The sequence below is a fragment of the Leeuwenhoekiella nanhaiensis genome, from assembly GCF_002744755.1.
Classification (GTDB): domain Bacteria; phylum Bacteroidota; class Bacteroidia; order Flavobacteriales; family Flavobacteriaceae; genus Leeuwenhoekiella; species Leeuwenhoekiella nanhaiensis.
In genome coordinates, this window is the sequence record NZ_KZ319291.1 from 54,170 (window position 1) to 76,472 (window position 22,303).

The 22,303-nt window shown below is 43.2% G+C and carries 20 protein-coding genes; 11 read left to right on the plus strand and 9 right to left on the minus strand.

The features are described from left to right. The first annotated feature begins 262 nt into the window (after positions 1-262). From CJ305_RS10895 to CJ305_RS10905, 3 genes are read left to right on the plus strand one after another with little or no spacing between them, the layout of a single operon-like run. Positions 263-1,225: a GNAT family N-acetyltransferase gene (locus tag CJ305_RS10895; RefSeq protein WP_099646309.1), complete on the plus strand. Its 963-nt coding sequence runs from the start codon at positions 263-265 to the stop codon at positions 1,223-1,225. Next, positions 1,222-2,325, plus strand: a complete 1,104-nt coding sequence (locus CJ305_RS10900) for a DegT/DnrJ/EryC1/StrS family aminotransferase (RefSeq protein ID WP_099646310.1) — start codon at positions 1,222-1,224, stop codon at positions 2,323-2,325. Before CJ305_RS10895 ends, CJ305_RS10900 begins: the two co-directional genes overlap by 4 nt. Then, positions 2,318-3,613, plus strand: a complete 1,296-nt coding sequence (locus CJ305_RS10905; protein ID WP_099646311.1) for an O-antigen translocase — start codon at positions 2,318-2,320, stop codon at positions 3,611-3,613. The genes CJ305_RS10900 and CJ305_RS10905 overlap by 8 nt, the downstream gene beginning before the upstream one ends. Before the next feature lie 2 nt (positions 3,614-3,615). Here the strand turns inward: CJ305_RS10905 and CJ305_RS10910 are convergent, their stop codons facing one another. Continuing rightward, positions 3,616-4,758, minus strand: a complete 1,143-nt coding sequence (locus CJ305_RS10910; RefSeq protein ID WP_099646312.1) for a glycosyltransferase family protein — start codon at positions 4,756-4,758, stop codon at positions 3,616-3,618. A gap of 111 nt (positions 4,759-4,869) precedes the next feature. Here CJ305_RS10910 and CJ305_RS10915 point away from each other — a divergent pair, with 111 nt between their 5' ends. Then, the gene (locus CJ305_RS10915; protein ID WP_143469376.1) at positions 4,870-5,880 is read left to right on the plus strand and encodes a glycosyltransferase; all 1,011 of its coding nucleotides are present in this window, start codon (positions 4,870-4,872) and stop codon (positions 5,878-5,880) included. A gap of 61 nt (positions 5,881-5,941) precedes the next feature. Here CJ305_RS10915 and CJ305_RS10920 read toward each other — a convergent pair whose 3' ends face one another. Then, positions 5,942-6,460, minus strand: coding sequence for a transposase (locus tag CJ305_RS10920; protein WP_099646314.1), 519 nt, complete (start codon positions 6,458-6,460; stop codon positions 5,942-5,944). Positions 6,461-6,564: 104 nt separating this feature from the next. Continuing rightward, positions 6,565-7,497 (minus strand): glycosyltransferase family 2 protein, encoded by a 933-nt coding sequence (locus tag CJ305_RS10925; protein ID WP_099646315.1) that lies wholly within the window; start codon positions 7,495-7,497, stop codon positions 6,565-6,567. A gap of 61 nt (positions 7,498-7,558) precedes the next feature. Here CJ305_RS10925 and CJ305_RS10930 point away from each other — a divergent pair, with 61 nt between their 5' ends. Further along, positions 7,559-8,665, plus strand: a complete 1,107-nt coding sequence (locus CJ305_RS10930) for a glycosyltransferase family protein (protein ID WP_099646316.1) — start codon at positions 7,559-7,561, stop codon at positions 8,663-8,665. 55 nt (positions 8,666-8,720) lie between these two features. Here the strand turns inward: CJ305_RS10930 and CJ305_RS10935 are convergent, their stop codons facing one another. Further along, positions 8,721-9,404 carry a cell division ATP-binding protein FtsE gene (locus CJ305_RS10935; RefSeq protein WP_099646317.1) on the minus strand — a complete coding sequence of 228 codons (684 nt, stop codon included), beginning with the start codon at positions 9,402-9,404 and terminating at the stop codon, positions 8,721-8,723. Positions 9,405-9,628: 224 nt separating this feature from the next. Between CJ305_RS10935 and CJ305_RS10940 the strand changes: the two genes are divergently transcribed. The 4 genes from CJ305_RS10940 (at position 9,629) to CJ305_RS10955 (ending at position 16,607) form a co-directional block, all read left to right on the plus strand. Next, positions 9,629-12,646 (plus strand): tetratricopeptide repeat protein, encoded by a 3,018-nt coding sequence (locus tag CJ305_RS10940; RefSeq protein WP_099646318.1) that lies wholly within the window; start codon positions 9,629-9,631, stop codon positions 12,644-12,646. 62 nt (positions 12,647-12,708) lie between these two features. Beyond that, positions 12,709-13,086, plus strand: a complete 378-nt coding sequence (locus tag CJ305_RS10945) for a four helix bundle protein (RefSeq protein ID WP_099646319.1) — start codon at positions 12,709-12,711, stop codon at positions 13,084-13,086. Positions 13,087-13,122: 36 nt separating this feature from the next. Next, positions 13,123-14,874 (plus strand): TonB-dependent receptor, encoded by a 1,752-nt coding sequence (locus tag CJ305_RS10950; RefSeq protein ID WP_099646320.1) that lies wholly within the window; start codon positions 13,123-13,125, stop codon positions 14,872-14,874. Positions 14,875-14,972: 98 nt separating this feature from the next. Further along, the gene (locus CJ305_RS10955) at positions 14,973-16,607 is read left to right on the plus strand and encodes an amidohydrolase (protein ID WP_099646321.1); all 1,635 of its coding nucleotides are present in this window, start codon (positions 14,973-14,975) and stop codon (positions 16,605-16,607) included. A gap of 124 nt (positions 16,608-16,731) precedes the next feature. Here the strand turns inward: CJ305_RS10955 and CJ305_RS10960 are convergent, their stop codons facing one another. The 5 genes from CJ305_RS10960 to CJ305_RS10980 all read right to left on the minus strand — a co-directional run bounded on the left by CJ305_RS10960 (position 16,732) and on the right by CJ305_RS10980 (position 20,064). After that, complete coding sequence (locus tag CJ305_RS10960; RefSeq protein WP_099646322.1) at positions 16,732-17,079, minus strand: HepT-like ribonuclease domain-containing protein; 348 nt, start codon at positions 17,077-17,079, stop codon at positions 16,732-16,734. Further along, positions 17,060-17,371, minus strand: coding sequence for a nucleotidyltransferase family protein (locus CJ305_RS10965; RefSeq protein WP_099646323.1), 312 nt, complete (start codon positions 17,369-17,371; stop codon positions 17,060-17,062). The genes CJ305_RS10960 and CJ305_RS10965 overlap by 20 nt, the downstream gene beginning before the upstream one ends. A 37-nt stretch (positions 17,372-17,408) precedes the next feature. Then, the gene (locus tag CJ305_RS10970) at positions 17,409-18,539 is read right to left on the minus strand and encodes a lactonase family protein (RefSeq protein WP_099646324.1); all 1,131 of its coding nucleotides are present in this window, start codon (positions 18,537-18,539) and stop codon (positions 17,409-17,411) included. 148 nt (positions 18,540-18,687) lie between these two features. Further along, on the minus strand, positions 18,688-19,488 hold the full coding sequence (locus CJ305_RS10975; protein ID WP_099646325.1) for an MBL fold metallo-hydrolase: 801 nt from the start codon (positions 19,486-19,488) through the stop codon (positions 18,688-18,690). A 111-nt stretch (positions 19,489-19,599) separates the two neighbouring features. After that, positions 19,600-20,064 carry a GNAT family N-acetyltransferase gene (locus CJ305_RS10980; RefSeq protein WP_099646326.1) on the minus strand — a complete coding sequence of 155 codons (465 nt, stop codon included), beginning with the start codon at positions 20,062-20,064 and terminating at the stop codon, positions 19,600-19,602. Between the two features lie 123 nt (positions 20,065-20,187). Here CJ305_RS10980 and CJ305_RS10985 point away from each other — a divergent pair, with 123 nt between their 5' ends. Next, the gene (locus CJ305_RS10985; RefSeq protein WP_099646327.1) at positions 20,188-21,363 is read left to right on the plus strand and encodes a trans-sulfuration enzyme family protein; all 1,176 of its coding nucleotides are present in this window, start codon (positions 20,188-20,190) and stop codon (positions 21,361-21,363) included. 98 nt (positions 21,364-21,461) lie between these two features. Beyond that, positions 21,462-22,178 (plus strand): bacillithiol biosynthesis deacetylase BshB1, encoded by a 717-nt coding sequence (bshB1, locus tag CJ305_RS10990; protein WP_099646328.1) that lies wholly within the window; start codon positions 21,462-21,464, stop codon positions 22,176-22,178. The last annotated feature ends 125 nt before the right edge of the window (positions 22,179-22,303 follow it).

Sequence of the window (22,303 nt, forward strand, 5' to 3'; positions counted from 1 at the left end):
TTATTGGTTATTTCAATTTTTTTCAAAAAAATAGAAATTTCACGCAACCTTTTTGATTAATTGTAGTCTATACAGTTAAACACTCCATTTACATAACCGTTTTACTGAAGAAATGCGGTGAGTTGATTGGTTTACGAAAAATTACGATCTGTATGATTTTAGGGTGTTATACAGGTCACCAACACCTCCTTCGGGAGGTGTTTTTTTTGAAATAAACTTCTCGCATTAAATTTTGTACTTTGCCCATACCAAAGTCTAAAACTTGATAAGCGTAACTAAATATACTCCCGATTACAAATCCCGCTGGGATCGCTTTGTAGCCTCATTGATGGGCTCTAAAAACAAAGGGGTTAAAAACACCAGCTTTTTATTTTCGCGTGATTTTATTGCCTATCACGGCAAGCGTTTTGAAGATCACAGCCTTCTTTTTTTTAAGGATGAAAAAGTGATTGCGGTGCTACCGGCAAATCTCGAAGGAGCTACGCTTTTCAGTCATCAGGGGCTTACTTATGGTGCACTAATTCTGGAAAAAGGTATCGCTTTCGGGGAAGTAAAACAGGTTTTCGAGGCTTTACTGCAATACTTGAAAACGGAAGGATTTCAACAGTTTCAAATCAAATTGATTCCGCAGTTTTATATGCAGCAACCGGCTTATGAACTCGAGCATCTATTGCTGGAAGCCGGTGCGCAGGTGGTTAAGAGTCAGTTGAATTTTGGGATTGATTATAACCGGCCTTATTTTATTCATAATACTAAAGAACGGCGTGCGCGCCAGGCCTCAGAGCGGGGTTTGCGTTATGTGGAAGGCGATTTTGCCGGATTTTGGAATACTGTTTTAAAACCACGGTTGGCTACAAAATTTGATACCGAACCCGTTCACAGCCTGGCCGAAATAGAGCTGCTTAAAAAGCAGTTTCCCTACAACATCAAGCAGATCAATTGTTATCAGGGCGAAACCCTGCTTGCCGGGATTACCTTGTTTCTAACGGAAGACGTGGTAAAATCCCAGTACGGCGCCACCACGCCCGAAGGTGAAAAACTGCGTGCGATGGATTTTCTGTTTGTGAACCTGATTCAGGATTATAAAGATGCGGGATATCGTTTTTTTGATATGGGGACCGTGCAGGGCGGCCGTGATGAAGATTACAATTTCGGTCTCATCAAACAGAAGGAAGAACTGGGCGCTCAGGTCTATTTGCAACACACGTTAAAGCTCGATTTATGAACATTCCGTTTTTAGATTTAAAGCAGATCAATGCACCTTACGAGCAGCGTTTTAAAAAGCGGTTTGAAGATTTTTTAGGTAGCGGAACCTATATTTTGGGTGAGGCAGTAAGTGATTTTGAAACTGCTTTTGCGCGGTATTGCGGTACCGATTTTTGTGTGGGTACGGGTAACGGTTTTGATGCGCTTCGGCTCATTTTTGAGGCTTATAAAGTGAAAGGTAAGCTGGCTTCGGGAGACGGAGTCCTGCTTGCCGCGAACAGTTATATCGCCACGGTGCTTGCGGTCATTCAGGCCGGGTTAAAGCCTGTTTTTGTGGAAGCCGAAACCCAATTCTTCAATATAGATCTTGATAAAATTGGAGAGCCGGATACTTCAGTAAAGGCACTTGTGGTAACACATCTGTACGGACAGTTAGGACCCATAGAAGCCCTTTCGGCTTATGCCAAAAAACAGCAATTACTGCTTATTGAAGATGCCAGTCAGGCACACGGGGCAGTAGTGAACGGTAAAAGAGCAGGTAGTTTTGGCGATGCCGCAGCTTTCAGCTTTTATCCCACTAAAAATCTCGGAGCTCTGGGTGATGCCGGGGCGGTTACTACTTCAGATGAGCGACTGGCGAAAACCATTCAAAGTTTACGTAATTACGGCCGTAAGGATGCTCAGCATTACACAAGTCTTGGTTTCAATTCGCGGCTTGATCCGCTGCAGGCCTGTTTCTTAAATGAAAAACTAAACGATCTCGATGCGCAGAATAACAGGCGCCGCCAGATTGCGTCCCGGTATCTCAAAGAGATTCAAAATCCCGAAATCAGGTTGCCTTTTTTTGACTTTTCATCAGGTCACGTGTTTTATGTTTTTGTGGTTTTGGTCAACAACCGCCCTCATTTTTTAGCGTATCTAAACCAAAACGGAATAGGTTCTGCCATTCATTACGAAGTGCCTCCTTATAAACAGGAAGCGCTTAAATCGTTTAATCATTTGAGTTTTCCGGTTACCGAAGCAATTGCAAAAAGCTGTGTGAGTATTCCGCTTAACCCCGCGCTTACTGAAGCAGAAGTAAACCGGGTGATCACCGTTCTAAACGCGTATCATGCTTAGGTTTGTTCGCAAACTTTTCGCCCAAAATATCCTATTACAAGTGGGTTCGCTCAATAGTGTGGGTATTGCGGTACGGGTGGTTTGCGGTCTCATCACGTCTAAACTCATTGCGGTGTACCTGGGTGCGTCAGGGATGGCCTTGCTGGGCGATCTGCGTAATTTTATGAGTTCGTTGCAAAGCCTAGGACAGTTGGGCGTTAGCAATGGGGTGATAAAATATACCGCCACGTATAAAAAACAACCCGAAGCACTTCATAAACTCGTCGCCACCGTACTGAAACTCCCTTTTTTAGTTTCGTTAGGTTTAGGTTTAATCGTGGTGATTGCTGCTCCGGATCTCAATACTTTAATTTTTGAAAATACGGCAGATTACACGTTAATCATACGTCTTGCAGGAATCGTATTACCTCTCTTTACCCTACAAACGCTGTTGCTCAACATCCTCAACGGGCTGGGAGATTTCCGTAAGGTGATTTTTATAAACATGAGTATCAATGCTTCAGGCGTTTTGTTGTCAGCGCTTTTAATTGTCTGGTTCTCGCTTTTTGGGGCGATGCTAGCTCTCCTTTTAAGTGGCGTGCTTGCTTTGGGTATTACACTGGTTTTTCTAAGGAAGTATTTCGCGAAGGCGAAAGAGCTATTCCTTCTAAAAATAGACGCTTCCCTTCTTAAGAAATTGGGTTCTTATGCGTTTATGAGTTTGTTTTCGGCGGTTGCCGCGCCCTGGGTGTATATCGCGATACGGCAATACATCATCGAGACAGACGGAATCGAAAATGCGGGATACTGGGACGCGATGCTGCGGCTCTCTGATTATTACCTGATGTTTGCCACGAGTATCCTTACCTTGTATGTTTTACCCAAACTTGCAACTTCCGGAACACAAACAAACCTGCGCAAAGTCACGACCGACTTTTACAGGAGTATTTTGCCTTTTTTTGCTTTGGGGCTTCTTGTAATCTTTTTGCTGAAAGGTTTTATCATCAGACTGATTTATGATGCATCATTTCTCGAGATGCAGTCCATTTTTATCTGGCAACTGGCAGGCGATTTGGTGCGTGTGGCGAGTCTGGTAATCGCTTATGAGATCATTGCTAAACGAATGGTGAAAACCTTTGTGATTACGCAACTGATTTCGCTTAGCATCATTTATTTCAGCAGCGTCTGGCTGGTTTCCCGCTACGGATTTGTAGGTGCTGGGATGGCGCATTTGCTGAGTTATTCCTTGTATTTACTGGTGGTTGTGATTCTATTTAGAAAGAAATTATTCGCGAGGATAACTCAGTAATTTTATGTTTCCGTTCGTTCTTTAATCTGCTCCCAGGCTTTGAGGTATTGTCCGGCAACTTCGGTAGCATCGTGATGTTTTTCGATAAAAGTTCTGGCGTTTTGGCCTATTTCCAAAATGCGTTTTGGGTTTTCGATCAAGGTTTCCAGATCCCTAACGATTTTGCTCACATTAGGAATAGTGTTTATGGCCACTTCGTTTTTTTCCAAATTATAGCTTTTACAAAATGCTTTACCGGCTCCGGTAAACACGACTTTGCCTTGAGCCATTGCCTCAAGTGCGTTGTAGCCCTGGTCAAGTGCGTAAGCCTGATCGAGAACGATATGCGCATCTTCGTACGTCCTTAAATATTCGGTGTAAGGGAGGCTGCGAGCGGTGCGTACCTCAATGCGATTCCCATATTTTTCCTGAATCTGTTCTAAAGCGGCTTCAAAAAAGTCATTTCCTTTTTTATAGTAGTTGGTCTGATTGATTCCGTGGAAAATAACAATAGGCTCTAGACTGGTGTTGGGTTTAAACTCCAGTTTTTCCACACAAACCGGGTTTGGGATCATCCCCAGATAATCAGGTTTTCCCGCGTAAGCAGGGTGATAATCCAGATCGGTACTGATGATTGCATCTTTTTTAGCAAAAATAAACTCGTGGTATTTTTTATGGGCAGGTGTGAGGTATTTTTCGCTGTATGGAAAATGAATATCCGGGTGTTGCAATGCGGGATGATGCAGTAGTTTGTCAAGGTTATTCAGGTACACATAATCATCGCCACAGGCTAAAATTACCAGTTTTTTGGTCAGGGCACGCAGGCGTTCGATGACGCGCTTTTCCATAAAATACGGACTCTTAAGCGGGTATTCGTTGATGAGTTGAATGACGTCATACGGTTTTTGATCAAAGAGAAAATCCATCGCCCGATAGCCTATTTCCATGGTTGCGATGTCAAAACCCGTAAACCGAAACAAGGCTTTGCGATACCAGTTGAGCGGAGCAAAACCTTCAATACGCCGGGCCTGTAACAGTACATCTGAAGGGTATTTCTTAAACGAATCACCGGGACTCACGAGCGTGACTTCGTGCCCCAGGCTTTGTAAACCCGTTTTTAGACTGTTATGTAGGTTACTGTATTCGCCTACGAGTAAAATTCTCATCTATTTAGTATCTTAAGCCGAAATTATACATAATCCCTGAGACCCATCCCCAAAAATATCGCTATTCTGGTTGAATCCCTAGCCGGAGGAGGAGCAGAACGCTCGGCTGCCTTGCTGAGCACACAACTTACCCAAATAGGGAATAAGGTGTTTATCATCTCGATTACAGATCAGATTGGTTACGAGCATAGCGGCGAACTTTTCAATCTGGGTTTGTATAAAAACAAGTTGAATGATCCGTTAGACAAATACCGAAGGTTGCGCATTACGCGTGAATTTCTGAAGGTTAAAGCGATTGATTATGTGCTTGATTTTCGCTTTCGGAAAAGTGCCGTTAAGGAATATTTTGTCAAAAAACTGCTGTACCGAAATTTTAAACCTGTATACATGGTGCGCAGCGCCAATCTCAATTATTACTTCCCTAAAAGTACTTCGGCGACTCGCTTACTGTTTAAAAATGATCCCATTTGTGTGTTAACCGACCAGATGAAGGAACTTGTTGAGCAGCGTTATGGTTTGGAACATATTCACATCATACCGAATAGTATCTCGGTTGCCACTTACCAAAAAGTAAAGACGAAAAAATTTGATAATCCATACATCGTAACGGCCGGTCGTCTGTACGATCACAAGCAGTTTGATGAGCTGATTAAGGCTTACGCCGAAAGCGAACTGCCCGGTAAGCAAATCGATCTGCGTATTTTGGGACAGGGGCCTCAATTGAAGAGGCTTCAAAAGCAGGTTGAAAAACTACAACTGAAAAATCGCGTGCACTTTGAAGGCTTTGTCAAAAAGCCCGAAACCTATTTCGCCGGTGCGCTGTTTTTCGCTTTTTGCAGCAAGTTTGAAGGTTTTCCTCGGGTGTTGCTCGAAAGTCTGGCTTGCGGCACTCCGGTGGTCTCTACCGACTGCCCCACAGGTCCGGCAGAATTGCTCGACGGCAGCAACGGAATCCTTGTACCCCATCACGATTTTGAGGCGTTTAAAAACGCCTTAAATCAATTGGCAGGCGATACCGATTTATTAAACCAGTACCGCGAAAATGCACAGGCCAGTATTGCCCGTTACGATCATCAGGAGGTCAATAAATTGTGGAAAGCGTTTATTGAAGGGATGCAATGATTTGCATTCAGAAATAGGGTCGCAATGCATTGCGACCGTACATTATTAATAGCGCATTGCGCTAGTTCAATTTATCCTTTTTCCAATTACGTACATTGTTTTCAATATAATTTGAAATGGCAAGATGCGATTTTTCGTTTCGGATAATGCGATCGTGATATAGGGATTGCCACGCAAAATCGGGATTGGTTTTTCGTGCGTTTGTGGTAACCCCAATTTTAAATCCACGTATAATGGATGCCAGATTTTTTGATTGTGGGCCAAATTTATTCGGGCGTGATGTGTTTTGGGTATTGAATTCATTTTCACCAATTCCGATAACGGCGTGAAAATGGTCGGGCATCACCACAAATTTGCCCATCCATAAATTCATATCGGGACGCATTTCAAATGTTTTTAACCATTCCTGTTCGGCAATTTTTCCAATGTCTGACAATTCCATTTTTCCCAGATTGATTTCGCCAAAAAAGTGTTTACGGTCACGGGTGCAAATGGTAATAAAATAAAGACCTGCATTCGCGTAATCCCAGGTAGGATGGCGTGCAGATTCATTGCGGTATTTGCCTTTGTATTTATCCATTTTAAATAAAGTCAAATCGATTTAAATAATTATCAATGAATTATTTACGTTGAAATTAATCAAAAATCCACTGCCTTGTCCATTTCTGAATATTCGAATTCAACCTAGAAACTCGTAACCCGAAATCCTTTTTTAAGCAACCGGCTTTTAAAGCTTCTTAAGCCTCGTAAGAGTGGGGCAGGGAGAGCGAGTAGCAGACGTTGTTGAGGGTTTAGGTATCGCGTATTGAGTTTTTTGCGCATCAGGTAATACTGCTCCTGTGCGCCTTCGGTTTTAAAGTGATTGCAGAGAAAATACCAATAGCGGTGGATGTATTTGTGCAGGCTTTTATGATTGGGATTTTCGTGAAGGTAAGGCTCTAGATTGGCAATGCGTTCCCGGTGCAGATTGCTGTGGGTAACCTGATTTTCACTTTCAAAACGATATTGCAAAGTGGCGCGGGTAGCGTAAGCCATTTTAAATTTTAAATGTGCTCTGATGTAAAAATCTACATCTTCAAAATAGGTAATCTGTGAATCAAAACCGCCGATAGTTTTTATGATCTCTTTTTTAAAAGCAAAACTGCTGGGTGGTACCAGGGGCTGAAAAAGAGAGGCTTCGAAAAAATCAGGAATTAAAAGTTGAGACTCTGCTGTTTTGAGGTTGATTTTAGGAGGTACGCAGTTTCCATCGCTGAATAGCTCAGCATAGGCTGTGCCGTATAATTTAGCTTCCGGAAATTCTTGACTTAACTCAAAGAGACTTTGCAAATGCTGCGGAGCCCAAAGATCGTCGGCGTCGAGTAAAGCGATGATTTCACCTTTAGCAGCAGTAATCCCCTTGTTTCGCGCTGCACTCAAGCCCTGATTTTCCTGATTGATCAGTCTGATATTTGATGCGTTAAAAGTTTGAAGAACTTGCAGACTGTTATCGGTAGAGCCGTCGTTGATCAGAATGATTTCGTAGTCCGTAAAGCTTTGCGCCAATACTGATTGGATGGTTTGAGCTACAAAATTAGCCTTGTTATAAACGGGGATAATGACAGAAAACCGGGTCAAAAGCTTTAGTTTTAATCAAAAATAGGGATTCTCACCACGCCCGACGCATGATCAGTCGCCTATGGCTCAAAAATTACAAATTGTTGCTTTTGATAATCCGTTTCCGCCCAATTATGGCGGAGTCATTGATGTATTTTATCAGATCAAGGCACTGGCAGCTTTGGGAGTTAGCATCGAATTGCATTGTTTTACCGATACAAGACGGGATTTTGAAGTGGTGGAGTCTTTTTGCGATGCGGTTTATACCTATCCCAAAACATCACGCTTTAAAGCCTTATTTTCCAAAAAACCCATTGCACTGGCAACCCGGGAAAACCGAATGCTTACTCAAAGATTGTCGCAATCTGACGCACCGGTTTTGCTTCAGGGTTTGCAATCTGCGGCAATGCTTGTGAATGGTTTAGGCAATAGCAAAGCGGTTTATCTGCGTATTCAAAATATCGAACAGCAGTATTATCGGGGGTTGGCAAATGCGATTAATAATCCGTTGAAAGCCCTGATCTATAACTGGGAGGCCCGTAAATTTGAGAGTTTTGAACCCTGTCTTAAGTCGCCTCAGACCCTGTTTACCCTTTCCCATCACGAGCAGCATTACTATTCTCAATTGAATGCTTCGGTCTATGTACCCGTTTTTCACGAAAATGAAATTGTTCAACAATGTTCTGAGTTTGGTGAGTTTGCTCTTTACCACGGTAATCTTTCGGTAGCTGATAATTTGAAAACCGCATGTTTTTTAATAGACGTATTTAAAGAGGTCGATTATCCTCTGGTTATCGCAGGGAGTTTTCGGCAGGAAGTAATCCAAAAAAAGATTAAAAATTACAAACACCTAAGCTTTGAGCCGATTGAAACTGCCGAAAAACTGGATGCTCTTCTGGCCCGCGCGCATATTACTTTAAACCTTTCTTTTCAGCGGTCGGGAACCAAATTAAAAGTGATGAATGCGCTGTTTAAAAGCAGGCATTGTATCGTCAATGAAAATGTGATTGATGAGCCGGAAGCATTGGCCGCCAGCCACCTGTGTACTTCGGTAGTAGCTATTCAGGAAAAAATCAGGGATTTACGTTCAGAGCCGTTTACCGAATTTGAAAAGCGCCAAAAGCTATTGGAAGGTATCTTTAACAATCGAAAGAATGCTCAAAAAATTAAGCAAAGCATTTTTTCGTAAGCATGCTGAATCAAAAATATTTTGAAGCGATAAATTTTAAAATCCGGTTACCGGACTAAATGGTTTTTTGTACCACTTCAAAGATCTTGTTACCGTCGCACTTCAGGGTTTTAGAAGGGTATTTCAAGAGCAGCGCATAATCGTGCGTGGCCATCAGAATGGTATTTCCGTTTTTGTTGATTTCCTGTAAAACGCCCATCACTTCAACCGAAGTTTGCGGATCCAGGTTTCCGGTGGGCTCATCGGCCAGGATCAACTCGGGATCGTTGAGCAAGGCACGTGCAATGGCAACACGTTGCTGTTCGCCACCAGACAGCTGATAGGGATATTTAAAACCTTTGGTCTTCATCCCCACTTTATCGAGTACTTCGTCAATCTTGTTGTCCATCTGCGTTTGATCTTTCCAGCCGGTAGCTTTCAGTACAAACTTGAGATTTTCTTTAACCGTCCGGTCATTCAGCAATTTAAAATCCTGAAACACCACGCCCAGTTTTCGGCGTAAAAAAGGAATCTGCTTTTCTTTTAGAGTTGCGAGATCGTAGTCTACAATCGTACCCTCTCCCTGTTGCAGGGGCAAATCACCGTAAAGGGTTTTCATAAAACTACTTTTTCCGCTTCCGGTTTTCCCAATAAGGTACACAAATTCACCTTTGTTGATGGTAAGACTTACATCTGAAAGAATAAGGCTTTCGCGTTGAAAAATAGAAGCGTTGTGCAGCTTTAAGACCGGTTGTGACATAGTTTTTTCTAAGATAACGTGGTGTACGCGATCAAAAGTACACTATTTCTTGTGTTTGATAAAAAATCCCGCTGTTGAAAAGTCGTTCAAAATAAGCGGGCAGAACTTCTTTTTAAGAACCTTGCGCTAGATATAATTATCCTAGTTTTGCAGCGTTAGTATGTGAAGCAGGCTTTTGTTTCAGATACACGAAACTAGGCTCTTTGCTATCAAATCTGATATTTATGATTAAAAAATATGTGTTTACCGCTCTGGTAATCCTTCTAACCGGCGCAACGGCTGCAGCCCAGCAGACTGAAGCTTTTACAAATGATCTGGCCAAATACGACAAGGCGCTTACGCTCTACAACAGCAAGCAATATCTGGCCGCTCAGACACTTTTTAACGAAATCAAGCAGGAGACAACAGACCCGACGATTGAGGGCGATTGTGCGTATTATATCGCAAACGCCGCAGTGCGACTCAATCAGAGTGGGGCAGATGCACGCATGCAGAAGTTTGTGGAAGAATATCCTACCAGCACCAAGCGCAATTCGGCTTACAAAGATGTAGCTGATTATTACTTCGAAAATGGAAAATATTCGGCTGCCAAACGCTGGTACGAGCAGGTAGACATCAGCCGTTTAAGTTGGGCCGAAATGGAAAAGTATAACTTCAATATGGGTTATACGCACTTGAAGACCAGAAGTCCGGAGGAAGCAAAGGTCTATTTCAGTCGCGTGCGTAATTCTGAAAAATACGGAGCTCAGGCGAAGTATTACGAAGGTTTTATGGCCTACGAAAACGACGATTATGAGGAGGCGAGTCAGCTGTTTGAAGAAGTGGAGGCCGAAGAAGGCACTCGCGAAGACCTGAGTTATTTTAAAGCCGACCTTAATTTTAAACAAGGAAATTTTAGAGAAGCCATTCGCCTGGCGGAAGAGCAATTACCCACAGCCAATCGCAATGAGCAGTCTGAGCTCAATAAAATTATTGGGGAGAGTTATTTCAATCTTGGTGAGTTTGATAAAGCCTTACCCTACCTGAAAGAATATAAAGGAAAACGCGGCAAATGGAGCAATACCGATTACTATCAGCTGGGTTACGCCTATTACAAGCAGGGCGATTTTGATAATGCCATTAGCGAATTCAACAAAATTATAGACGGTAAAAACAGCGTGGCACAAAATGCCTATTATCACTTAGCCGACGCGTATTTACAAACCGGCAAAAAGCAGGAAGCGTTGAATGCTTTTCGCAATGCCTATCAAATGGATTTTGAGCCCAAAATCAAAGAAGATAGTGGTCTAAACTACGCCAAACTGAGTTACGAGATTGGTAATGCGTACGAGCCGGCTCCGCAGGCGATAGGCAATTACCTGGAAGCTTATCCTAACGCACCCCAGCGTCAGCAACTGGAAAACCTGTTGATTGATTCCTATATCACTTCCAAAAACTACAAAGCTGCGATGGACCTGCTGGAAAGCAACCGCAATTATCAGGATCAGGAAGCTTATCAAAAAGTGGCGTTTTACCGTGGAATCGAATTGTATAATGACGGGGATTATCAGGAAGCGATTGCCAATTTTGAAAAATCGTTGAAGGCTTCGGCTTCGCCGGAATTTACCGCCCGCGCGCTGTATTGGAAAGCCGAAAGTGAGTACACCATCAATCGTATTGATGAAGCCCTTCTAACTTTTAAGCAGTTTGAGCAAAGCAGTGCAGCCCGCTCCCTGCCCGAATACGGTGATTTGGCTTACAATCTGGGCTATGCTTATTTCAAAAAGAAAAATTACGATCAGGCGGCCAGTTATTTTGAGCGTTATGTGAAGAGCGGCTCCAATGATAATGTGCGTAAGGCTGATGCCTATATGCGTTTGGGCGATAGCTACTTCATCAACAGTAAGTACTGGCCTGCAATGGAAGCCTATAATGAAGCCATCGCGATGCCTGGGGTAGAACGCGATTATGCGACCTTTCAAAAGGCGATCAGTTATGGTTTCGTAGATCGAAACGCCCAAAAAATAGAAGCTTTGAGCAATTTTGCTAATCAGTTTCCTCAGTCGAGTTATCGTGATGACGCGCTTTACGAACTCGGAAATACCTATGTAGCAACCGGCGACAACGAGCGCGGTATTCAGGCTTATGATCGTCTGGTACGCGAAATACCAAAAAGCAAGTTCGCCGCCAAGTCTCAGCTTAAAAAAGCTTTGATTTATGACAATACCGGCCGAAGCGATGAAGCTTTACGCTTGTTTAAAAGCGTAGCCGAAAACTATCCCGGTACTCCCGAAGGCGTTCAGGCAGTAGCTTCCGCAAAACTGATTTATATCGATAATGGTCAGGTAGATGCCTATGGGCGTTGGGCAAACAGCCTCGATTATATTTCGGTGGAAGATTCAGAACTGGATGATGCCGCGTTTTCTTCTGCAGAAAAGCAACTGGTAGGAAGCAACAATCCTCAGGCGATCCAGAATTTCGAAAAATACCTGCGCGAATATCCTAACGGACAACGTGCGATGGAAGCACACTTTTACCTTGGTCAGTTGTACTTTGGTCAAAATGAATACCTCAAGACCATTCCGCATTATAAATATGTGATCGAAAAAGAACGCAGCGAGTTTACCGAGCAGGCTCTGGCCCGTTTGGGGCAGGTGTACCTCAGCGAACGCAAATATGCTGAGGCAGTCCCTGTCTTGCAGCGTTTGGAAAATGAGTCAGACATTCCGCAGAATACCATTTTCGCGCAGAGCAACTTGATGAAATCGTACTACGAACTCAAGCAGTATGATAATGCGGTGGCATACGCCGAAAAAGTTTTGGCAAATAGCAAGATTGACAACAATGTGAAGAGTGACGCGCAGGTGATTATCGCGCGCAGTGCGATGCAGACCGGTAACGAGCGCCGCGCTGCCGAAGCGTATGCTGAGGTTTCAAAAATCGCTACAGGCGAACTCGGAGCCGAGGCGCTGTACTATGATGCCTATTTCAAAAACCAAAACGGCGATTACAAAGGTTCTAATGCTTCGGTACAGAAACTGGCAAAAGACTTTAGCGGATATAAAGAATACGGCGCTAAAGGTTTGGTGCTGATGGCTAAAAATTTCTACGAACTTAAAGATGCCTATCAGGCTACTTATATTCTGGATAACGTGATTACCAACTTTACCGATTATCCCGAAGTAGTTGCGGAAGCCAGGCAGGAACTCGCCCGTATCAAAGCCGCTGAGGCGCAGACCAATTCTTCATTGGATGGAAACTAATCGCTAAGTAAAAGGTAAAATGTTAGAAGTAAAAAGTGTCATTCAGGGATTAAATTGAGATTATGGCTTTTGTAAAAACATTTGAAGATCTGGAGGTTTATAAATTTCAACGTGAATTATCAAAGAAAATATTTGCGGTAAGCCGGACTTTTCCAAAGGAAGAAATGTATTCGCTTACAGATCAAATTAGACGTTCGTCCAGATCTATAGGAGCTAATATTTCAGAGGCCTGGGGTAAAAGAAGGTATGAAAAGCATTTTGTGAGCAAACTTACTGATGCTGATGCCGAGCAGCTTGAAACGCAGCATTGGTTATTGGTGGCTCGTGATTGTGAATATTTAAGTTCAGAAACTGTTGAAACCCTGAAAAATGATTGCCTTGCAATAAATAGGATGCTCAATTCTATGATGTTGAAAGCTTCTCAATTTTGCAACCTCTAACCTGTTACCACTTACTTCTTACCTAATTCAAAAATTATGATTCAGAAACTAAATAAATTCTACTTACTAACCTTTCTCTTTGCAGGAATACAGCTGGCAAAAGCTCAGGACAAAGACAACCTGGGCACCGAAGTGGTAAATGTGGTAAAACCCTACACGCCTGAGATTGGTGATGCTTTTAAGGTCAAGGCAACCCCTATGCTGAATGATTCAGTGAATACGGCCAAGAAGAAAGTAACTTACGGTATTTTTTCGGTGCCCGTAGCTTCGACCTTCACCCCGGCGAAAGGGCAGGCGGCGCAGATTGAAAAATCAAAGAGAATCAAGCTGTATGACAACTATGTGCGTTTGGGCTTTGGTACTTACACCACGGCATTGGCTGAATTTTACAGCAATTGGGAGATAGACCGCGATTCCAATTTTGGAGTATACCTCAATCACAATTCGTCGCAAGGGGATATAGAAGGCGTAGTGCTTGACGACTTCTTTTACGACACCGATTTGAACCTGAACTACACTTCTAATACGCGTGATTTTACGCTGAATACCGATTTGGATTTGGGTCATAAATCTTACAACTGGTATGGTGTGGCCGATGATGTCAAGGCAATGCCTACTATGCTCGATTTGATCAACCCTACGCATAATTATTTTCAGGCAGGGCTAAGCGGAACCATCGCTTTTAATGACGGTTTCTTCGAAAAAGCTTACGCTCGTGTGGGTTATTTTGGTGATAATTATCAGTCGGGCGAAATCAGAGCGATTGCTAAACCCGAATTTAAGTTGCCCGTTGCCGGTCAAAAACTGAGTCTTGATCTGAAACTGGATTATGTAGATGGCAGCTTTGACCGCAATTATCAAAATTCCGCAGGAATAGAATACAGCCATTTAATCGTAAGCGCCAATCCCAGCATTCAGGTGTTGAAAGATGATTTAACGCTTGATTTAGGGATTAATGCAGCAGCGCATTTTACTCCAAATGCACCGGAAACCGATATAAATATTTACCCGGCAGTACGTGCTTCCTATCGTGTGGTTGATGAGTATTTCATTGCTTATGGTGGGCTTGAAGGGGGACTGATGCAAAACAGCTATCAGGAGCTTGCAACCGAAAATCCGTTTGTATCACCTACGCTGGATTCCATTTCTCCTACCGATCAGAAATACGATCTGTACGCAGGGATTAAAGGGAAATTGAGCAGCGCGATGAGCTACAACCTGCGCGCCAGCTATCTGTCACAGAACAACCGCTTATTTTATAAAAACAATGCACGTTTTGATGACAATAACGGCAATCTGGGTACAGATAATTATCAGTTCGGGAACTCCTTTGGCGTAATCAATGACGATTTGCGGACTTTGTCTTTGTTCGGCGAACTCAACTTTGACGTAAACAGCAATCTGAAGATGCGCGTAAACGGGGAAGTCTTTACTTATGAGACCGAAACAGAAGCTGAAGCCTGGAACCTTCCCGACTTTAAAGCTTCGTTTTTTGCAGATTACCAGATTGACGAGCACTGGTTTGCCGGTGTCACCCTGTTTTATGTGGGCGAGCGCAATGATGAAGTTAATGTGGTAGGACCGTTTAACACAGTTGGTAACCCGCAGTTGGTAACTCTGGATTCGTTTTTTGATGCTAATGCTCACGCGGGATACCGCTTAAACGAGCAGTTGTCTTTTTTTGTGCGCGTAAACAATGCTTTGGGTAACAATTACCAGCGCTGGGTTAATTATCCTGTACAGGGTATTCAGGGAATGGCGGGTGCCACGTACCGCTTTGACTGGTAAAAAGTCTTAATTAATCATAAAAGAAACTCCTGTAAAAAGGAGTTTTTTTGTTTTAGGCTTTGATGTCTTAATTTGTACTTTCGGTAAAAATTTCAGCTATGCGCAATTACCTGTTTTTGATTTTCCTTTCTATTTTACTAACTGCCTGTAACGACACGCCTGAGGCCAAAACGGCAGTAGATAAAATCTTTATCAATGCCACGGTTTATACGGTTGATGCGGAGTTTTCAAAAGCTCAGGCCTTTGCGATCAGAGGAGATAAGTTTGTAGCTGTTGGCCTAACCGATTCGATTCAGGCGAAATACCAGGCGACCGAAACTATAGATCTTCAGGGTAAAATCGTGTATCCCGGTTTTATCGATGCGCATTGCCACTTTTTTAGGTTTGGCGCTTCCTTGCAAAACGTGGATTTAGTTGGATCTAAAAGTTTTGACGAAGTAGTACAACGGGTGCAGGAATTTCAGGCTCAAAAACCTTCTGATTTTATCTACGGAAGGGGCTGGGATCAAAACGACTGGGAAGACAAGGCATTTCCTAACAAGCGCAAGCTCGATTCGCTTTTTCCCGATACTCCGGTTGTATTGCAGCGCATTGATGGGCACGCGCTTTTGGTTAACCAAAAGGCTTTAGATCTGGCAAAAATAGACAACACTACCATCACCGAAGGTGGGGAGATTGTGAAGGAAAACAACGAACTCACCGGCGTACTGGTTGATAATCCTATGGATTTGATCACGCCCATTATGCCACAAATGACCCGCGAACAGGCAACTGCCGCCCTTCAGGATGCTCAGGAATACTGTTTTGATTACGGGTTAACCACGGTTAACGATGCCGGTCTGGATAAGGAGACTATTTTTTTGATTGACAGTCTACAGAAAGCGGGAGGACTCGATATGCGTATGTATGCGATGATCAGCAATACGCCCGCAGATGTAGATTATTTCCTCAAACACGGTATTCTAAAGACCGATAAACTCAATGTGCGTTCGGTAAAAGTTTATGGAGACGGGGCTTTGGGCTCACGCGGCGCGGCTTTGCGCGAACCGTATTCAGACAGGGCAGGTCATTACGGGGCGATGGTGACTCCGGTTGACAGCATTTACAGCCTGGCGCAAAAATTAGCTCCTTCGGCTTTCCAAATGAATACGCACGCTATCGGGGATTCGGCAAATACGGTAATTTTGAAAGCTTACGCCGAAGCCCTGAATGATCAGTCAGACCGTCGCTGGAAGATTGAGCACGCGCAGGTGATTTCGCCTGATGATTTCAATTATTTTGACGAAAACATTTTGCCATCAGTCCAGCCTACTCACGCTACAAGTGATATGTACTGGGCAAAAGATCGTTTGGGTGAGCGCCGAATGAAGGGTGCTTATGCCTATAAAAAACTACTTGATGAAGCCGGAATCATCGCTTTGGGAACAGATTTTCCGGTAGAGCAGGTGAATCCGTTTTATACCTTTTATGCTGCGGTAGCCCGAAAGGACCTGATGCAATACCCCGAAGGTGGTTTTCAAATGAAAGATGCGCTGAGCCGCGAAGAAACTTTGCGTGGTATGACAATTTGGGCGGCCTTTTCCAACTTTGAAGAAGCGGAGAAAGGAAGCATCGAGCCCGGTAAATTCGCAGACTTTATCGTGATGGATGCCGATCTGATGACCATTCCCGAAGATGAAATCCCTGATTTAAAAGTAAATCAAACCTGGCTGGGCGGGAAGCAGGTGAAGTAGCGTCTTTGGAAGATATTATCATTGTTATTCCTACCTAGTGTGAGCTCGAAACTGTCCTGGATTCAGATTGGGCGGAAGTAAGCCATTGAGAATCTGTTTGAGCAGCGAGAGATAAACTTTAAAATTAGGCTTGTTCGAGCAAGGTGTCAATTTCTTTTTTCAGAATAGGAAGGTGATGAATGAGAATTGACCAAATTAATTCATCTGAAACGCCATCATAAACGTGAATAATTTCGTTTCTCAATGCAATTATTGCGGTCGTTTTAGTGATTTTTGATTTAAACAGTGCATCGCGTTTGATGATCCGATTTACTGCCTCTCCAATAATCTCAAGATTTCTTTCGGTAGCACGCCTAAGCATCGTGTTTGATTTGTAAAACTCTAAAGTCTCGTTTTTACCATCAAAAAAAGATTCAATTTCTTCAATGGCTTCCTTGATATCAAACAACCATTTATGAATTCTCTGATCCATAAATCAACTCTTTGTTTTGATCTAGTGATTTTATTAGAACCGGATTCTTAAGCGTTTGTTCTTCAATAATATCAACCGGTCTTTTAAACAATTTACTCAGACTATTTTTAAAGTTAATATAGTTATCAAAATAGTCTGCAAGTTTGATTTCTTTAAAACGTATAATAAAATCTAAATCACTTTTGGAATTAAAATGCTTGGAGAGGGCAGAACCTGTAAGATATAGTTTTGCCACTTTGTGTTTTTCACAAAGTTCCAGTAGTTGGTCTTTATGTCTGATAATCAGGTTCATTAATTAAAATTAATCAAAATAGTCTTGGTAATTATAACTATTCAAACAAAATACAAACCGGCGCAGGCGCTACAACTTCAGCAACGAAGGTCATTAAGCCGGTTGTGGTATCCCGTTTATAAGAAACCAGGTTGTTTCCGTTTTGATTGGCAACCAGAATAAAGTTTTCGTCCGGTGAGATCTGAAAGTTACGCGGGTCTTTTCCTTTTGTAGGTTCGTTAGCCACGAGTTTTAAGCTTCCATCTTCAAGAACTTCTAAAATGGCGATGCTGTTATGACCGCGGTTTGAAGCATAAATAAACTTACCATCTGCACTCGCGTGAATATCTGCTGCTTTACTGTATTCCGCAAAACCTTCCGGAAGAATAGAGAAGGATCTTAGCACGCTGTAGTTTCCGTCTTTATTCTCAATCTGGCTGATGGTATTATCGAGTTCGTTTAGTACGTAGATAAAGCCATTATCAGGGTGGAAGACCAAATGCCGTGGGCCTGCACCTTCGGGTAAACCGAGTTTTTGAGTGGTAGCCGGTTCCAGTTTGTTGGTTTCAGTATTGATTTTTGAAAACCACAATTGATTGGTCCCCAGGTCGGCTGAAATGATGCCGCTGCCATCGGGAATAAACCAGGCGGAGTGCGCGTGCGGACCTTCTTGCCGGTCAGTAGTGCCTTTGCCCTCGTGCTGCTCCACATCGAGAAGTTCAGAAAGGCTCCCGTCCTTGGGGTCGAGTTTGAGCAGGCCTATATTGCCTCCGGTATAGTTGGCTACCAGTACATATTCTTCGTCATTAACCGCCACAAAACAGGGATGGGCTCCGCCGGTAGGGCTTTGGTTAACTCTAAGTAATTGATCTCCATCAACCTGAAACGATTCAATACTGCCGTTTTCATTTTCGTTTACGGCTAAAAGGATGTCCTTATTTTTTGAAAAAGCCAGGAAAGATGGATTTTCAGATTCGACAGCAAGTACGGGCTCAGTAAGGCTTCCGTCAGCATTTAAAACCGCTTTGTAAATACCCTTACTGTCCCCATTGGTATAGGTTCCTATATAAAAAGGCATTCCTTCTGAATGTTCTTGTGGAGTTTCGGTCATAACAGATTCGGTTTTGGTTTCGGTGTTTTTACACGAGAAGAAAAATATAAGGCTTAAAGCGAAAAGAGGTGCTTTCATAAGGTAGTTCCGTTTAGCGATTTTAAAAGTACACATTTACACGGTTTCGTTATCCTTTCGTCCAAAACAAAAAATCCCAACCGGTGCGATTGGGATCTTATTTGCTCCGCCAAAGGGTTTACTGCTGAGAGGTTTGCCACGAAGTGGTTTATTCGGTTTTATTGGGATACCAGTCGAGCATAATGACCTTGGTGCCTACATTGGCCGAGTCTACGATGCTTTTAAATGTATCGGTATCGCTAAGACCTCCCTGACCTCTAAAGTGATATGGGTATACTTCATCTGGAGCAAAGGCAATCACGCCGTCTGCGGCACTTTCTACAGTCATTGTGTACGGCAAATTCATACATACAAAAGCCTTGTCAATATCTTCCAGATTGCGCATTTCAGGAATGTCTTCGGTATCGCCCGAGAAATAAATACGAGTTCCGTCTTTTTCCAGCAAATAACCATTACCACGACCTTTTACGTGAAACTGCTTGGCCTCTTCGCGCAAATTATACATCGGTATAGCAGTCAGGGTATAGCCTTCCCAGCTTTGCGTATCGTCGTTATTCATCACCGTAACCTGCGAACGAATGGGGCCTTCTAGTTGATCAAAAACCGCCTGAGGAGCAAAAATTTTGGTGTCGGGTTTAGCCACAGCCTTAAGCGTAGCCTGGTTTAAGTGATCGCCGTGAATATCGGTAAGCAAAATATACTGGGGAGCTGGCTGGCCTTCAAAGGCTTCGGCGCCGCCTACGGGATCAATATAAAAAACGGCATCTCCCAGCGTAAACACGGCCGTAGCATGTTCAATAGGAGTGATATCAAAATCGGCTTCCATTTCAGATTCTTCAGTCATAGCCATCTCTTCATTTTCGGTAGTGGCTTCTTCCTGATTCTTGGCTTCATTTTTACAGCTGAATGAGGCCGTAACAACCAGAGCCATAAGTAGTACTTTTTTCATTTTTAATGTGTATAAGGTTTAGAATACCCTAAAGAAACTAAGAAATTGAAAGAAAGCGTATTAAAGAAATGGTAAACTGCAATTCCTGAAGCTCATAGTGCCGAATACTGCTTAAAGACTGATTCTCATTTTGATATCTGCCCGCAGGTAGGGATTGGGTTGCTCCAGTGGGATTTCTTCAAAACCATACTTTCCGTACAAGTAGATCGCGTTTTCAAGCTTTCGATTTGAATACAGAATGAGGGTTTCCAATTCTTTTTGACGGGCAAAATTCAGTGTATGCTGAAGCAATTGCTGACCGATCTTTTGACCCCGTAAGTCACTATCCACCGCCATTTTAGTGAGTTCAAAAATTCCGTTTTCATCGGGCATCAGGGCCACTACGCCCACTACACGCTCACCGATTTTTGCAACCAGAATTTCTCCGCCCGGTTTTAGGATAAAGCGTTCAGAATCGCTCAGAACTTCCTCGTCGTGGGGTTCTACCACAAAATACTCCTGTAACCAGTGCAGGTTGAGGGCTTTAAAAGCTTCCGCATACTCGGTTTTATAGGTGTCAAATACTAATGTAGGCATCGTGTTGAATTCGGTTTTGCAAATATAGCATCAATAGACCCGGCTTTCCAGCCGATTTATAGCGCAAAGTCAAAGGTATTCCCTTGGCTTTTTTGTAAATTCACGGCTTTAATAATAACCGCTATGAATCACTCAAAATTCGGAAAAAACACCATTTGCACCCACGTAGGCGAGGTAAAAGACCAGCAGTTTAAAGGCGCGATTTCGCCGCTTTATATGTCGACTTCTTACGCCTATGAAGATGTAGAAGTAAAGCGCTATCCGCGTTATTTTAATACGCCCAATCAGGAAATGCTCGCAAAAAAAATTGCGGCTCTTGAAGGTACTGAAGCCGGAATGATTTTTGGCAGCGGAATGGCGGCAGTAAGCACCGCGCTTTTAGCCTTTTTAAATGCGGGAGATCATATTGTGTTGCAGAAAACCCTTTATGGCGGAACCTTCAATCTGGTAGAAGAGGAATTTTCTAAGATGGGAATCGAGTACAGTTTTACCGAAGGTCTTGAGCGTGCTGATTTTGAAAAAGCCCTTAAGCCAAACACGAAAGTGCTGTATATCGAAACCCCGTCTAACCCGTTAATGACGGTGACCGATATGCAAATGATTGCCGATCTGGCTAAAGAAAACGGCATCATCACCATGATTGATAACACCTTTGCCTCCCCGGTAAATCAGAATCCGGCGGAATTTGGCATCGATATCATCATCCACTCGGCAACCAAATATATGGGTGGGCACAGTGATATTTTGGCGGGCGCTGTTGCGGCCTCAAACGCACATATGGAGCAGATTTGGCATAAAGCCAAAAACCTGGGTGGTAGCTTGAGTGATTTTAGCGTATGGATGCTGGAGCGGAGTCTTAAGACGCTTGTGCTTAGGGTTAAGCAACAAAATAAGAATGCTAAAAAACTGGCGAAGTGGCTGGAACAAAACGGTCACGTAAAAGCGGTGTACTATCCCGGTTTAAAGTCGCACCCTGATTATGCATTGGCTAAAAAACAGATGGGTGGTTTTGGTGGAATGCTTTCGTTTGAACTTGCAGACGAGCTGGATGCTAAAGCCTTTTTAAAGGAATTGAAACTGATTAAGCCCTCTATGAGCCTTGCCGGAGTAGAATCTACCATTTTGTCTCCCACGCAAACCTCCCACGCCTTGTTAAGTGCCGAAGAACGTGCACATCAGGGCATAAATGATGGTTTGCTTCGCTTTTCGGTAGGTATTGAAGATCGAAAGGATTTGATCGCAGACCTCGAGCAGGCACTGGAAAAGGTGGTTAAAGATAGCTTGAATTTTAGTCTCTAAAGAGAGGTGAGAAGTGAAAAGTAGAAAGTGAAAAGTTTATACTTAAACGATTCAACGATTCCACCAAATAACCATGAACCGATAACACGTAACGTATAGTGAAATTAGATATACTTGCCATTGGCGCACACCCTGATGATGTTGAATTGTCCTGTGCGGGCGTTTTGGCCAAAGAACAAAGCCGCGGTAAGAAAACCGGAGTGCTTGATTTGACAAGGGGCGAACTCGGTACTCGGGGTACGGCGGAAATCAGGGATCAGGAGGCTGCTGATGCTGCGAAAATATTAAAGCTTAGTGCACGCGAAAATATCGCTTTGGCTGACGGCTTTTTTGAAAACAACCGCGAGTCTCAATTGCGTATCATTGAAATCATACGTAAATACAGACCTGAGATTGTGTTGTGCAATGCTATTGACGACCGGCATATTGATCACGGTCGCGGGAGCAAGCTCGCCAGTGATGCCTGTTTTCTCAGCGGCCTCAAGAAGATCGAAACCAGCCTCGACGGAAAACCACAGGAAGCCTGGAGACCGAAAAACGTGTATCATTACATACAATGGAAAAACCTGCAGCCCGATGTGGTGGTAGATATCACCGGTTTTATTGATCAAAAGATGGAAGCTGTAATGGCTTATTCTTCTCAGTTTTACGATCCGTCGAAAGGGGAGGACAATACCCCTATAAGCAGTAAAAACTTTCAGGAAAGCATCAAGTACCGCGCGCGCGATTTGGGCCGACTCATAGGCACTGATTATGCCGAAGGTTTTACGGTAGAGCGCTATCCCGCGGTTGATTCAATTTTTGATTTAATTTAACTCGCATTGCGAGTTTGAAATAGAAGCCTGTTTCAATCTCAGATGCAGACGATCTCGCTTAAATTTAAATGAGCTCTTATTTTTTATTAGAAAATATTGCTCATAATACGGATTTGCATTACATT